This window comes from Pseudoflavonifractor sp. An44 (genome assembly GCF_002161675.1).
In the GTDB taxonomy this organism is placed as follows: domain Bacteria; phylum Bacillota; class Clostridia; order Oscillospirales; family Oscillospiraceae; genus Enterenecus; species Enterenecus faecium.
This window is the reverse complement of record NZ_NFIH01000009.1, coordinates 1-14794: the sequence shown is the minus strand read 5'-3', so window position 1 is coordinate 14794 and position 14794 is coordinate 1. Positions and strand designations below refer to the sequence as shown.

General features: G+C 47.6%; 9 protein-coding genes and 1 pseudogene. 5 read left to right on the top strand and 5 right to left on the bottom strand.

Features of this window, described 5'->3' with window-relative positions; all coding sequences use genetic code 11:
- The first annotated feature begins 12 nt into the window (after positions 1-12).
- From B5F98_RS05615 to B5F98_RS05595, 5 genes are all read left to right on the top strand, one after another.
- The gene (locus B5F98_RS05615) at positions 13-441 is read left to right on the top strand and encodes a nuclear transport factor 2 family protein (protein WP_343219396.1); all 429 of its coding nucleotides are present in this window, start codon (positions 13-15) and stop codon (positions 439-441) included.
- Between the two features lie 13 nt (positions 442-454).
- Positions 455-850: an SRPBCC family protein gene (locus B5F98_RS05610; protein ID WP_087370238.1), complete on the top strand. Its 396-nt coding sequence runs from the start codon at positions 455-457 to the stop codon at positions 848-850.
- 73 nt (positions 851-923) lie between these two features.
- A complete protein-coding gene (locus B5F98_RS05605; protein ID WP_087370236.1) occupies positions 924-1433 on the top strand; it encodes a helix-turn-helix transcriptional regulator in 510 nt (169 codons plus the stop codon).
- 127 nt (positions 1434-1560) lie between these two features.
- The gene (locus B5F98_RS05600; RefSeq protein ID WP_087370234.1) at positions 1561-2418 is read left to right on the top strand and encodes an AraC family transcriptional regulator; all 858 of its coding nucleotides are present in this window, start codon (positions 1561-1563) and stop codon (positions 2416-2418) included.
- A gap of 18 nt (positions 2419-2436) precedes the next feature.
- A complete protein-coding gene (locus B5F98_RS05595; protein ID WP_087370232.1) occupies positions 2437-2850 on the top strand; it encodes a DUF3788 domain-containing protein in 414 nt (137 codons plus the stop codon).
- A gap of 42 nt (positions 2851-2892) precedes the next feature.
- Here B5F98_RS05595 and B5F98_RS05590 read toward each other — a convergent pair whose 3' ends face one another.
- The 5 genes and pseudogenes from B5F98_RS05590 to B5F98_RS05570 form a co-directional block, all read right to left on the bottom strand.
- Entirely contained in the window at positions 2893-3651 is a 759-nt protein-coding gene (locus B5F98_RS05590) for a MerR family transcriptional regulator (protein WP_087370230.1), read from the bottom strand.
- A gap of 160 nt (positions 3652-3811) precedes the next feature.
- Positions 3812-4015 (bottom strand): annotated as a pseudogene (locus tag B5F98_RS05585) (hypothetical protein); the annotation flags it as partial.
- Positions 4016-4286: 271 nt separating this feature from the next.
- Complete coding sequence (locus tag B5F98_RS05580; protein WP_087370228.1) at positions 4287-6056, bottom strand: nuclease-related domain-containing DEAD/DEAH box helicase; 1770 nt, start codon at positions 6054-6056, stop codon at positions 4287-4289.
- 5 nt (positions 6057-6061) lie between these two features.
- Positions 6062-11245, bottom strand: coding sequence for a DEAD/DEAH box helicase (locus B5F98_RS05575; RefSeq protein ID WP_087370226.1), 5184 nt, complete (start codon positions 11243-11245; stop codon positions 6062-6064).
- Entirely contained in the window at positions 11242-14205 is a 2964-nt protein-coding gene (locus B5F98_RS05570; RefSeq protein WP_087370224.1) for a hypothetical protein, read from the bottom strand. The genes B5F98_RS05575 and B5F98_RS05570 overlap by 4 nt, the downstream gene beginning before the upstream one ends.
- Between the last annotated feature and the right edge of the window lie 589 nt (positions 14206-14794).

Genomic DNA, 14794 nt, shown 5'->3' with positions numbered 1-14794 from the left:
TTGGAGGCAGCTATGGATATGCAGGAACAGAGGGAAGCACAGGTCCGCCGCTGGTTTTCCATGTGGCTGGACAAGCAGGACACAGGGATTGAGGAACTCTTTGCCCCCGACGCCGTCTACATCGAGAGCTGGGGGCCGGAGTACCACGGCAGCAGAAAAATTAAACTATGGTTTGACGAGTGGAACACCCGGGGCACCGTGGAACACTGGGATATCCGAGAGTATTTCCACAAGGGAGACCAGACCGTGGTGGAGTGGGCTTTCCGTTGCGCCATGACGGACGGCACCATCCAGAGCTTTGACGGCCTTTCCCTCATCCGCTGGAACGAGGCGGGACAGATCTGCTTTCTCCAGGAATTCGGCTGCAACGAGAACCGCTACGACCCCTACGCCCAAGGGGATACCCCGGTGTTCCGGAGAGAGCAGGCATTGTGGTTTTGAAAGGAGCATTGGTATGGCAACTTCCAGGGTAACAGAGTATTTTCTCTGCCCGGTGGAACAGGTGTGGCAGACGATAACCGACCTCACAAATACCGCCTGGCGCAGCGACTTGGCCCAGGTGGAAATCTTGGACGAAACCCATTTCGTGGAGCACACCAAAAGCGGCTACGCCACAGACTTTACCGTCACGGCCTGCCAGCCCCTGTGCCGATGGGCCTTCACCATGGAAAACGGTAATATGTCCGGCTCCTGGGAGGGGATCTTTGAGGTGGCAGAGGGCGGCACCCGGCTCCATTGCACCGAGACGGTCAACGCCAAGCACTGGTGGATGCGCCCCTTTGTCCCCAGCTATCTAAAGCGTCAGCAGAAGCTGTATCTGGACGATTTGCGGCGAGAACTGCAAAAATAAGCCGTGTTACTCTGCGTTGCTTGCGGCAACGGGCCGCTTTGCCTACAATGGGGAGCGAAAGGAGTGAGCCCATATGCTCAATGAAAACATCAAAGCCATCCGGAAATCTAAGGGTCTTTCCCAGCAGGAGCTGGCGGTCAAGGTGAATGTAGTGCGGCAGACCATCTCAAAATGGGAGCAGGGGCTGTCCGTCCCGGACTCCGATCTGCTCATTGCCCTGTCGGAGGCCCTGGAGACACCCGTGAGCACGCTGCTTGGAGGGAATGTGGTGGAGTCGGAGGCAGATGCCGTCAAAGCCCTCTCGGAAAAGCTGGAGATCATCAATTTGCAGTTTGCCCGGAGAAAGGCCATGCGGCGCTCGGCCGTCCACTGGCTGTTCATCGCGGTGTGCGTGGGCATCCTGACCGTCGCCGCAGTTCTGGCCGTGGTGAACAGCCCTTACCTGGGCTGGGATTACAGTGCCCCAGAAACTGCCGTCATGGGCGTGGCCATCCACGTCTTTGAATGGGGCTTTGTCCGTCTGGCGCCCTTGGCCCTGATTGTGGCACTGGTCGGCGTTTTCTTGACGAGGAAAAAAGCATAAGGTTTTTCCCGGAAGATCGGTCCCAAGAGCCGTGCTGTGACAACGCCGCCGGACAAATATGAGCACGGAAAATCGGGCAAAGTCCGTTCCTTTCCGATATGCTGAATCCAGAAGGACGGTGTGACCAATGGATTGGGTAACAAGCATTCATCAGGCGATCCAGTATATCGAGGAACATCTCCGGGAGGATCTGACCATCCGGGAGATCGCACATCAGGCGGCCTTGTCCCCCTTCTACTTTCAGAAGGGATTTGCTATGTTGTGCGGCATGACGGTGGGCGACTACATCCGACAGCGCAGGCTCTCCGCCGCCGGGCTGGAGATCCTCACGACGGACCAGAAAATCATCGACATCGCGCTGGAGTTCGGCTATGACTCGCCGGACAGCTTCACCAAAGCCTTTACCCGATTCCATGGCCTCACACCTGCCGCACTGCGAAAAAGCGGAGGCGCGGTCCGTTCCTTTGCTCCGCTTCGGATCAAAGTGACATTGGAAGGTGGTCAAAACATGGATTGTAAGATTATGAAAAAAGAGTCGTTTACGGTGCTCTGCCGGGCAAAGACCTTCAAGTATGAGGATGCCGTGGTCCAGGTTCCCCAGTTCTGGGCGGAGCACTTCGGTACAGGAGGCGGCAAGGCAGTGTGCGGCATGTACGGCATCAACTTGGATGAGAGTATGGGCGGAAATGAATTTGAATATCTCATCGCCGACAACTACGATCCCGCCAAGGAGATCCCGGACGGCTTCACCACCCGCACCATTCCGGCTCATACTTGGGCGGTATTCCCCTGCACTGGTCAGATGCCTCAGGCGCTTCAGGGACTAAACCAGAAGATCTTTTCCCAGTGGCTGCCCACGAACCCTGACTACAAGATCGCTGCGGGTATCAATGTGGAGCTGTACAGCGACACCAGCAAGTTTGAGGATGGAACCCAGGATCGGGACTACTACTGCGAGGTCTGGATCCCGGTGGAAAAGAAGTAAATCGAGGAGGCGGCTGTCATGCCTGAGATCGCGCCAAGCACGGAGCAGATGACAACTTTAGTGGGGAAACCCTTATATGAAATCTGGACGCAACTATGCGCCCTGATTGACGAGAAATATGATATGGAGCGCCTGTGGGGCAGCGGTGGGAAGGCATGGACCTATGAGTACAAATACCGCCGGGGCGGCAAAACCCTGTGCGCACTCTATGCCAGAGAAAACTGCATCGGGTTTATGGTCATCTTGGGCAAGGATGAGCGCTTGAAATTCGAGAACGACAAAGAGCATTACGTTCCGGAAGTTCAAAACACTTATGATGAAACGCCAACTTACCACGATGGAAAATGGCTGATGTTTGAGCCAGTGGACACTTCATTGTTTGAGGATTTCATTCGGTTGCTGGCCATTAAACGAAAACCGAACAGGAAATAGGAGCAGGCCCCCGGTGAAAAAAAGCCGGGGCCTGCTTCATTCTTATTTTACCCAGTGGACCACGGCGTTCCGCAGGAAGCGGGCGCAGCCGGGTACCTGTTTGTCATAGTAGGCGGTAAATCGCTCATCCATCACATAGAGCTCCGCAATTCCCCGGTGTCTGACCGGGTCGTACCGGTTTCCGGTGGTGGTGAGCCACCGGCGGTGGAGAGTACAGATTTCCTTGCCCTCCTGGCTCTCCGGAGACACCCCGGCCTGAACAGCGGCCTCCAGCCGCTCCTGAATCTCCCGGCCCAGGTCCGTCCACTCCTGGTACTGTTCCCGGGTCAGGTTCATCACTGTGGCGTTGGCCTCATCCACCTCTTGGTCGCCATACTTGGCGCGGATCTCCGCCCCGTAAGTTTCCTCGTTATGGGCTACCGTGCGCTGCTTGAACGCCTCAAATTTCTGCTCGTCGCTCATGATCTCGTTCCTTTCTTCCGCTCCGACGGTGTCTTTCACCGACCGGATGAGCTGTTCCAGCCGCTCCCGCTCCGCCTCCAAAGCGGCCAGGTGGTTTCGCAGGACAGCCAGACGGTCAAAGGAGGGATCGTCCAGACATTCCTTGATCCGGGCCAGCTCCACCCCGAGGGCCCGGTAATAGAGAATGTCCTGCAGCCGGTCTACCTCTGCCCTACCGTAATAGCGGTAGCCGCTCTCCGCTACCCGGCTGGGCTTCAGCAGGCCAATCTGGTCGTACCAGCGCAGGGTGCGGGTGGTCACCCCGGACAGGCGCGACAGTTCCTGAATGGAATACTCCATAGATATCCCTCCTTGGAAATATAGTACCAGTTGACGGAGCGTCAGAGTCAAGAGGAAATTCTAAAGTTTTTTAATTTCTCGTAGCAACCGCTCCCCATATTCCAAGCATCGATGAAGGACGGAGGTGTGGCCTCCGCCCCTCATCTGTTTTGACGGCAGATTACCGCCGTCCCTTCTTCTGCCGCTTGCGGAAGTCCTCCTCGATGGCGTCCTTCCAATGCGCATCCAGGGGCGCACTGCACCGGACAGCGGCCACAGCCTGGCCCACCACCTCGTAGTTGAGGCGGGTCCCCTCACTGTCGCAGTGGTAGTTCACCGCCCGGTCGGGGGTAATACCAAGATGGCCCGATGTCTGCACTGCATCATAGATACTCCCACACTGTGCTCCTTGGAACAGAACACAGTATGGGAGAAATCTGCTTTAATGGACCGGTCACCGTGGGTGAGAGCAGCCTGCATTTACTTCATCCAGTGTACAATGACGCCCCGCAGACAGCGAGCACAGCCGGGCATCTGTTTGTCATAGCATAGAGAAACATTCCGCTGCATCTATTCACTGGTACCCAACACCCAAAACTTTTCAGATTATTATCCGGTTTCACACAAGAAAACCATAATAATGCATATATTAATGCTTAAAGGTCATTTTCGGAGGCCATTTTTACTCTTAAAGAATCTCGTATAGCCTTAATTGCTTGCGGGCGCTTATGATAGCTGTCGTTACCGGTAATAGTTGCAGCAAGTTCTTCTGGCGAGGTAGTCGTAATCAAGTCGAGATACGACATAGCCCGAGAGGTCCCTACATAAAAAACATTGCGGTTTCTATCATTTTCAAAAGTTTCGCTATCAATATCAATACATATGACTGCCATTGCTTCAAGACCTTTGAATTTGCGAACTGTCGTGAACAATATACCGTTGTTATTCTGACTCTTTGTCAGTATGCAGTTCCCAGGTAATTGAAAATCCCCTTCTGTGAGTATGGATTTTCCCTCGGGCTTCATGGACAAAACAACAATATCTGTCCCAGCTAATCCAGCCGCAATATACTTGCGGATAAGTCTGCCAAGATATTCTTTGAGAGTCGACTTGTCTTCGACAAAGAACAAATTTGGTTTTATCACACCATCAACTGTGCTTTCACGCCTCATTCTAATTCGATTTTCATCAATTCCAATGGGCCTTGTGGATGTAATAGCAATTTCTTTTGTATTACGACAATTTCTTGATAAAACCAGTCTGCAGTCCATCTTATCAAGCCACTCTGGGTATCGTAATCCTTGTACAAACTGGTTTCTATCATAAAAAACATAGAAGTTACCATGATGTGCCTGCGCAATATCATGCAGCAATTGCAGGTGTATATCCGCAAAATCCTGTCCTTCATCGACAACAATATGTTTGAATGGCAACTCATATTCATCCCAATCCATCAGAAACTCCGAAATTGCATCCGTACGTTCATCAGGAGATTGGCTAAATGCGCCTGTAAAGGCACCGACAAGGCCATCCAGAGTAAAGAACGAAATACTGGTCGAATCGGGACAAGTTTCTTCGAGATGAGTCTTCAAAAAACGATTAAAACATAGGAATAGGACACGATCCGTTTGGGCCAAACTCTTAGCTTTTTGTACCGCCAAAACTGTTTTTCCCGTTCCAGCGACACCATGAATTGCCGCCTCTTCTTGCTCCTCAAGATAATCCAGCAAGTACATTTGCTCTGTAGTCATTCTTCGGAACAATGCTTTTACAGCCAGAGTCCTGCTACGCATTGTTTGAACTACCCCAAATTCCGGAGTCAATGTATCAAGCACTTTAGAAGTCATTTCTTCAGACGGCTCAACTTTTCGCACATCATAGAAACGATATATTCGTCGGATTGCCATTTCTGCAGCTGCTACTGACTGCAAGTCGTTACTCCAAAGGACAATCTCCTCTTTATAATTCAAAGGCAAGTTGCCTTCAATATTTGCACGATCACCGGCAGTAAACCACACGGCAGAACAGAATGTATACGGAGACTGGCCACCAAACCGGGCTTTAATCCGATCCAAAAAATAATATTTGCTGCGTTCAGCCTGATCCATCGGGTCTATTGTTTTGTCCGTCCCATTACTGCGGTTAGTCTGAATCCACCCCCTTTCTCGGCTAAAGGAAATCAAACCGTCTTTCACCTCAAAAACAATAAAGCCATAGGACGGATGAAATATGGTAAAATCCGCCTCCCCCCACTGAACATACTTTCTTGCGGAGTATTCGTTCCTTCGGCGTTGTTCATTCCAGTGTGTTGAATGAAAAACATAGTAATCATCGGGAAGTTGCTGCAAAAGTTCATAGAGGAGAAGTTCTCCTCCACTGAAATTGAAGTCCTCTTTTGTTTCCATTCCAGGAATCATGATTGCCATAGCCGTTAGTCCCTTTCTCTCAACAACTCCTTCAATTCATATACGGAGATTGATGTATCCACTATGTGCCAGCCTTGGTCTTGCAACAGCTTTAAGTACTGATTGGGGAGTTCGTCAAAAATGGCGACTTTCGCTTGCTCCCAAACCAGGTAAGGCTCCAATGCCTCTGCGCCACAACGCATTGTTGGCATAATTAAACAATCCTTGTCAACCTCCTCTGCGTCCCATTTTGACGGGGCCGCGAAATCAAATCCGCATACAGTAAAAGCATCACTCCAAGAGGTATAGTCATTCCAAACATAACTGTCACCCAGGATTTCAATTATCTCATCTTCGTTATTCGTACAGCCGGCAATATCCGTGACTTCGTCTTCAATTTCTACAACAGAAGGATCTCCCAACCAGTGGCTTAAAAACACTTTTGCGGCGTTTCTATTCAGTAGGTCATGTATGCGCTGATTATAATAATTGCGCAGGCACCGGTAACAAGAGGGCTCGCAATCACAGTCTGCAACCACCTTGTAAGCAGAGTGAAGCACCCGGGAAAAAACCTTTCCATCATCTGTTACTAATCTGCGAACATGCCCAGCACCACCGGCCACAGCGTCATAAAGAATGATGGAAAACAGAAGTCGACCGTTACAATTTTTTAGATGCAAGCACCCCTTTAAATCCGTTCTTTCAATATCAAGTTCTCTGGAAAGGCCCTCCAACAATGCATACATTACAGAGAGGATCTTTTCATATTCCGCTGCCTCGGATATGAAAAAGGTGATTTGGACAACATCCGTTTTAAACACATGGGATAAATGATACGGGCTCCCAGGCCCTTCATAGCTGCATTCTGCCCCCCACGATGTCTTATGTTTCAGTTTCAACGGAGCTTTTGCATCGCTTGTCCAACCGCAAAGCGGGCAAACTGTGTGTTCTTCAGAGCCTATTACCACGAGCGAATCGTTAGCCGTAGACTGAAGCTCCACTTCCATACCATCGAAGGAGAAACGCCTTCTCTTAATAATATCGTGCTGAGGATCTCCAACATAGTAATCATCCGTTCTGTAATCTCTTTCAGGACGTTTGAGAGGAGCATCTGGCGCATCCGCCTTTTCAGTTATGAATCCGAGACGAGGTTCAAAAGTAGGCCACCAGCGTTTTACGGGAATCTTTTCACCACATGAAATACAATCCTTTACTTTTCGGCGGGCCAATGGATCATCTGTATAATTTATTTGATCACAATGGGGACATTTGGCAAAATATCCTCTCGAAGCCGCTTTTCTGGTTTTTGACTCCATCCGAATATATCGACTGGTATACAGCTTTCCGTCCGCAATCACACCAGAGCCAGGGGCATATTCCGCAATCGCCATCTGAAGGTCTCTGGCCAAGGTAAGGTCTTCGTTGCTGGTACCTGTTCTTTTACCGGCAATTTGCAGCTCGACCGTATCTACGGGGAAACCATATTTAGGCAGTACATTATTTCTTGTCCAAAAATCGATCAGACTCCGTTTAAATCGATCATCACGACCGCAGCGGATACGCCGCAATTCAAAATCGAGGCTCTTATACTCCGTTGGATTTGTCCTTTGAATCTTCTTTAACTCATTTTCAAGTTTTTTTACCTCTTCACGGTGCAATTCAACCGCTTCGGACAAAATACCCCTGTTTTCACCGATTAACTCTTCAACCCATGTGCCGTCATTAATGCCCATTGTCTCATGCATCGCGGCTGGAACAGACTTTTTTATTAATTCCTTCAACCTCTCATTCGGTTTACTGAGGAACGCAACAAGTCTCTCATAACCGTCTTCATTCAAGAATATGTTTGCATTATCTCCGTCGTATACATCGCTGTTTTGAGCAAGAAACTCACTTAAAGCGATTGCGAAAATATGACGATAGATGACCTTCTTATTTTCCAAAGAAAAATGCGGTGCTTTAATCTTTCCCGAAATAATGGTTGATGGATTCTCATAATAGGTAAAATCATGGGAAGAGAGTTTCGCATAAGTCATTACAAAAGCGGCCGTGTGAGAGGCTCGGCCTGCCCGACCTGCCCGCTGTACATAGTTGGATGGGCTGGGCGGAATATCTCTCATGCAGACTGTTTCCAGTCCACCCACATCAACGCCCATCTCAAAGGTGGTGGAGCAGCTGAGCGCATTGATTTTTCCGTTTACAAAGGCATCCTGGTATACCGATTGACGATTGCGTGAGAGCTGCGCCGTATGTTCTTTCATTTGAAGAGGAAGCATCTTTTCACTATCATAGAGCGCCATGTAATGGTTGCCTGCGTAAAATTGCTCGGGGTCAATCTCTTCTAATTGGCCGTCGCAGCGAACCATGGAACACTTTCCATTAACATTGTGAACCGTAATACGGCCGCACTTTTTGCACCGATAGGTATGAACTTCTGGATCACAATTTAAACGGATGCGGAAATCCTCAATATTGATACTGATTTCCGAACTGTTTCCACCTCCCAAAATTAACCAGTATCCCATTAAAAACTCATTGGCCTCTTCTTCCGACATCCCTGTGGCTTGGCAAAGCCTGGAAAGACGGGTGTTTGGATAATACTTGCTTTTCCCGCTTTCCCGCGTCCTCGCCGCCCATCCCACCAAATGGCTTTTTGCAGTATCATTGGTTTTGCACTTTACCAGTTTTTTCTCATACTCCGTATAGAAAATATACTCCCTTTCATTGGCATTAAGAGTCACCGATTTTCCCCCATCGATGGCACCCGTATAACAGGCATCCAAAATAAGCAACTCCAGCAAGTGCCGCCCTTCTTCTATGGACAAGCCATATCTTCGGTTCAGATGGGCAGGCAGATCCGGTGTTGAGATCTCATCGCCACTCCATCCGGGATCGTTGCGCATATATTCGAAGCTTATAATCCCCATGGAACTCAGGCTTGTGGATCTCCTCCCATTAAATAGTTCATCAAACAGTGCGATCCAAGCATTCTGCTTGGAGTTAGCATGCAAGATATCCTTATCCGGTTTTTGATCTGGATCCCAAAAATCAAAGGAATGCTCTGCCTCAAACACTCTGGTCAATCGGTCAGCAAATGCCCTGACTGACAAGCAATATTCGCCGTTTTCCCGCATTTCTTTCACAACGCGGAAAATCCCGCGACGACGGAGAAACGCCTGATAGGACTTTTCCATGTAGTTTGCAAAGAATGCCGCTTCGCTTCTGCTGTCAGAAAAGCACAGAAATTGCTTGGCCTTCCGCTTGATTTCTGGAGATTTTTTCTTTCTCAGCTGGGCAAAGGGGTCATCCGCCAATTGGGCTGATTCTTCTGATGGGTACTCTTTGGGAGCCACTACTTCTCCCTCCGGCAACTGCTCAAACAGCTCTGTGCAAAGGACTGCCGTGGCTGCATCCGAGCCAAGATAAAAGCTGCGGAAGTTACCATATCCACAAGCTGGACATTTTGCAATCTTTTTTTCTTTTGTCCGATTGACACGCTTAAGAGGAATATACTCTGCATTCTCGCAATCGCAAATCTTAAACAAAGATGCATCTGCTTTGGTACCCATGGCACCACAACGCGTGCAAATTACAAAATCATTTTCACCCTGATCTTCCAATGCATCGCCTTCTGCGTCTTCAATACTCATATCTTTTAATGACGCATCATCCCACAAGAGAAAGAAGTCGCAGTCATTGGGATCTTGCTCTGTTTTTCTTGATACTTGCTGATATTGGCCATGTTCCATCTTGCCAACAAGCGCGATCCGGCCGCAATCCTGGCAAACTGCGATTTCAAACACGCCCTGTCCTTGCTCGTTGCGCTCTCTGCGTTTCAAATAGAGTTTTTTAGGGCTTCCCAAGGTGATATAGGCGCCCTCTAATGCCCGGACAAAGAAATGATACTTTGCCTTGATGAGACTGGTGCCATTTTTCTCCGCTGCAGTACAGACTGCCACAAAATCAATCAGTTCTTCTTTGGATATACCCAACAGCTTCCGGATCGCATCAATCGTCCTCGGCGCCTCTGTTGCCACACGAAAACGATAAAAAAGATCGCAGTGAAGCAAGAACTCATAGATTTTTTCATCTTCATCTCCATTCGGAACATAATCTGCTATCCCGTATTTTGAAAATATCTCATGCAGCGGCAACTGCTTCTCCGCGATTTCTCTAAAAATAGAAACAGGGACCTCCAACCGCTCTTTCATGGCAGGGCTGGCATCTTGAGATCGGATAATGTTTCCAGAAGAAAATTCCACGCCGCAAAGATTTTTTCCGAAATTGACGATATCCGCGTTGGCATCTTGTCCTCCCAGGGTGGCGCTTGTCAAAATATATTGAACGCTGCCGCTGCCGATCCTGGCCCGCAGACGACGCATGAGCATGGATGTTTCCATGCCTGTTGTTCCTTTGTAAATATGGGCTTCGTCCAAAACGACAAAGTGAAGTTTGGCGCTGGAAAATACCGCATCATCTTTAGGGCGAAGGAGCATATATTCCAGCATCGAATAGTTTGTAATCAGGATGTGCGGCGGTGTTTCCTGCATCTCTTCCCGGGAAAGGATCTCGTTGGCAAGAGGTTCTGGAAATTCTGCATTGATACTATTTTTGCAATACTGCTCATGAGCTTTGCCTTTCTTATATTCTGTGTTGCCGTTATAAAGCCCAAAAGTGATATCTTTATAACTCCGCAACAGCCTACGCATTCGCTTAATCTGGTCGTTTGCCAGCGCATTCATCGGGTAAATAATAATCGCCCGAACTCCTTTTGCGGTCAATGTCCCGGCTTCTTTCTCCTTTAGAAGGGAATGAACAATGGGAAGCAGAAAACACTCGGTCTTACCAGAACCCGTTCCCGTAGTAACAACCAGATTATTTCCTGCTGCGGCTTTTTTCAGCGCCTCCACCTGGTGCAGATATAGAGGACGCTCCAGCTTCAGTTCCCGTCTCTTTTCTTCCACAGGTTCCAGTCCTGCAAATAATTTGCTTGCAACACCGTCTTCCATTAACTGAGACAGGCTTTCACCGGTCTTATAAGAACCACTCACATCCAGGTACGGCCCTTTGGCGATAAAACCTTCTTGTACTAATTGCGCCCGCAGTTCTTTAGCATAATCTTTATCTGCCAAATCAAAGCTGGTGGTAATATAGTCTACATAGCTCTGCTTAATATTGTCAGACGCCAAAATAGGATCGAATCGATTCATGCATCATCTTCCTCTCTAAATGCAAACTCATCGGCAATGGGAAAACGGCTGCGTTCTTCTTCTACTGTGCAGTCCCATTTCCTGTTTTTGATTCGCACATAACCCGTTTCCGTATATACCATTGCATCCAGCTGCAATAGATCTCCATCGGCGTTAAATACTTTCACGCGGTTCCCATGTACGATGCAGAAAGAAACTGGATTAACATTTTCATACTGCTCATTTTCTGGGTCATTGTTCATATAATTCCACTTTTGGTCGGGACTGCGGAAGCAGAGTATTCCCTCGTATGCAGGAACAGGAGAATCAAATTCTCCGTCAAAGTCACTCGTTCCAATGTAATCAATATCAAAGATGACCGCATCGTTATAGTGGATCTTCGCCACTTCAACCTTCCGCGTTTCATATGACCAAAACCATGTTTTTAATAGGCGAACGCATTCCCCTTCGAACCTTTTTTCTGGTGCTTCTGCAATTTCAAAGTTCTCTTCCCATACCAGCTGACGGCGATTCCCTATGGCAAAGGGATTGTCATCATCCGGTTCCAGAAACACTCGGCATTCATAACGGCCCGGCCTGCATGAAAAGTTTCTTTCAAATGCCTTCCCTGCAGAAAGCTGTTTGTAAGTCCACGGATCATCCGTCAAATCATTGTCCAATTCAACCGCAAAAACCGGCCTGTCCGGTCCGATGAATCGATCTTCCGGCTGCCATATGATCTGCGTATCTTCCCGAACCAAGGGCGAGGACAAGAAAGTTGGAAGAAAATAGATCTCCGCAATTTTCAATTCATCGACCACACCCTCATGTCGGATCAATGCACCAAAGGGGATGGAAGCGGTCTCTCGCTCAATGGCACAGATTAAATTTCCAATTTCATACGCGTTGCCCCGGCGGGTTTTGGGGATAAATTTGTCTCCCAAAACAAGATCGATTTGCAGATCTGCGGGCCGGCTCACTTTGATAAAAGTATCCTGCGAGATATCCTCATGCCATTTTTTCTCAGGCCAATACAGCACATTTTCTCCATTTGCCGTTATATTGATCTTGGGCACATCCACGGATATGTCAAGGCCATTTCCAAGCAAAGGGAATTGTACCATATCCTGATCCTCCAATAGCGCAAATGAATATGTATATGTTCCACCGCTGTATTTAACCGTGACATCTCCCGTACAAGCCTGGTTAAAGTAGTACGGGTTAGCAAAACAGACAGAAAACTGACGCAAAATAATGTAGGTAGTTTCAAACATTACTTCGCCCGTATGGAATTCTACAATTTGTATCCGATGGCAAAAGCGTGCTGCCGCAGGTAAATCGATCTCTCCAGTATGTTTCTCGCCAATATACTCGTAGAGGGAATGCGGTGTTGAGTCAATGAAAATACGAAAGTTTTTAGCAGAAGTGTTTTCCCCAAGCACCACGTGAAGCGTAGGAACTCTATCGTAGATTTGATACCTTTTTTCGCCGGAAATGATTACCGCTCCTTTTACCGATTCAGGGATGCAGTATCCATGTACTGATAGCTCCTTAGAATCCTCTTGTGCAAGAATATCTACATCATTTACCCAGATTTCCTGCGCCGACAGCAGAGATACTTGAAATATTTGAAAATCAGCCGACTCATCAAGGTAGTTGTCATCTGCGTCGATTATCCTTACTACCGCATTAGCAGGAGCTACAATTCGTGCCTTTCCATTCTGGCATTTGAATGGGAGGCTCTCATATCCATTTTCATTAAAGACAAAATATTGTCTGAATAACAGCGTTTTAGAATCATAGAGCACACTACCGCCGCAAATAATCTCTACTTGAAAATCAAAGCGGTCGTTGAAACTGATTCCTTGGAGTTGGTCAAGTTCAAAAGTAAATTCTTGCGTTGTATAACACATAGGGTCGCCGTAAACAGACATCCTTAATTGTGCAACAACACGGCCATTTTGATATAGGCGGGCAACAGGTGGATGTGTAATTTCAGGCAGACGAATATGTGGCAAACGGATTGTCAATTCTTCGTCTTGCATTAAATACTGAGGCCGTATAGCTTCTTTTGTTGTGATAATTTTCTGGCGAACACGTCTGGCGCGCACTCGCTGCATATTATCCCATTCTTCTTTTGTCTTCGATTGGAACCATTTTTGTAGTAAAACATCCCACCGGTTACAATCACAAAATCCAGGGTCATCTCCCCGCAAATATAGATCAATCTTTTTGGCAATAGCGTCGCAAACTGCGGCCATATACTCTGGATGGTACTGAAACAGAACTTTCAGACTCGATTTTAGCGCCCAGACGCTTGATCCAAGATTGATCTGATCTGAACCATCTGCTCTTATGATTTTCTTTTGTATATTCTGCGATAAAATCTGAAAGGCATTTTCTGCCTCGTCATATTGGCACTCCAGGTTTTTCTTATAAAACTGGTAAATGATATTGAAGAGTTCAGAGATTGAAGACGCTGGAGCCAAAGCCTGCATTTTTATGGTGTTATAGTATTTTTTCCCATGGTCTGTTGAAATCCGGAGAGTTCCCTGAACCAGATCACGCAGCATATGATATGCTTTTGACCTGTTGACACCGCAAAACCCTTCCGAAAACTCCAGCTTTTTTAAAATATAATCCCAAAGGTGATCGCTGTTTTCATCGTCCTCTGATTTTTCATCATCGGCCTGCTGCACATGAAAAACCACAGCTGCGGATAGGATTTGTCTTTCCAATAACGGAAGGGCCTGCTCTGTGTTTTGCAGCAGCTTTGCGAAAAGTTCGCGCCCCTTTTTAGAAAACTCCTCATATTGTTCTTGAGGAAGACATACTTCACCAATCAAGGGAGTAAGCGAGAAGAGTAAATAGCATAACTTCTCCGCAGAATCCCATTCCTCATATTCGCAAGAAGATGTCCAAAAAGATTTATCTAAATCATAGAGCTGCTGAACATCCTGCGTAACACCTGAAAACTTCATAGGCCGATCCCTTCTTTGCAAAACGTAGATTGCTAATCGCCATATTGCAATTTTCGACAGTATAATTTTATCATGTCATCCAATATTGTGCAATCTTCCTGCGCAATAGCTCTTGCATTCTTGTTGCTATAGGGGCACTTTTTTGACTGCTCTGAAATATAAATCGCCGCCTTTTGTTTTAATAAACTGATGTCGGAGCGATTTTAATTTGTAATTTCTTTTTCTCTGCCCTCCTGTATGTCTGCGCCGCCCCGCCGCAACTGTGCGTTACATAGCACAAAGCATAGGCGGGGACTGATCCATCAGATAGCGGTTTCGTGCCGCAATGGTGGCCTTGAAATGGTACTTTTCAAAGCTCTCTGTATAGATTATATCGTCAAAGTATTTCGGCTCTAATCCCCGGAAGGTGAGATACAGGATAATCAGGCCAGTGGATACTTATGAAGATATCGCAGAATATCTACCGAAATCAAGGATGTGTCGCAAAACGTAAGTTTTGTGGCACATCCTTTTTTACTCTCAACAGCAAAAACGAATCCAGTATGTGGAACTTCCGCAGCGTTTTGGGCATGCAAAAGCCAGCCCACAC

What these genes read in the sequence shown, in the direction of transcription:
- B5F98_RS05600 (WP_087370234.1), top strand. Translation starts at nt 1,561, where the DNA reads ATGGATTGGGTAACAAGCATTCATCAGGCGATCCAGTATATCGAGGAA.
- B5F98_RS05575 (WP_087370226.1), bottom strand. Translation starts at nt 11,245, where the DNA reads ATGAATCGATTCGATCCTATTTTGGCGTCTGACAATATTAAGCAGAGC.
- B5F98_RS05570 (WP_087370224.1), bottom strand. Translation starts at nt 14,205, where the DNA reads ATGAAGTTTTCAGGTGTTACGCAGGATGTTCAGCAGCTCTATGATTTA.
- B5F98_RS05605 (WP_087370236.1), top strand. Translation starts at nt 924, where the DNA reads ATGCTCAATGAAAACATCAAAGCCATCCGGAAATCTAAGGGTCTTTCC.
- B5F98_RS05610 (WP_087370238.1), top strand. Translation starts at nt 455, where the DNA reads ATGGCAACTTCCAGGGTAACAGAGTATTTTCTCTGCCCGGTGGAACAG.
- B5F98_RS05580 (WP_087370228.1), bottom strand. Translation starts at nt 6,056, where the DNA reads ATGGCAATCATGATTCCTGGAATGGAAACAAAAGAGGACTTCAATTTC.
- B5F98_RS05590 (WP_087370230.1), bottom strand. Translation starts at nt 3,651, where the DNA reads ATGGAGTATTCCATTCAGGAACTGTCGCGCCTGTCCGGGGTGACCACC.
- B5F98_RS05595 (WP_087370232.1), top strand. Translation starts at nt 2,437, where the DNA reads ATGCCTGAGATCGCGCCAAGCACGGAGCAGATGACAACTTTAGTGGGG.
- B5F98_RS05615 (WP_343219396.1), top strand. Translation starts at nt 13, where the DNA reads ATGGATATGCAGGAACAGAGGGAAGCACAGGTCCGCCGCTGGTTTTCC.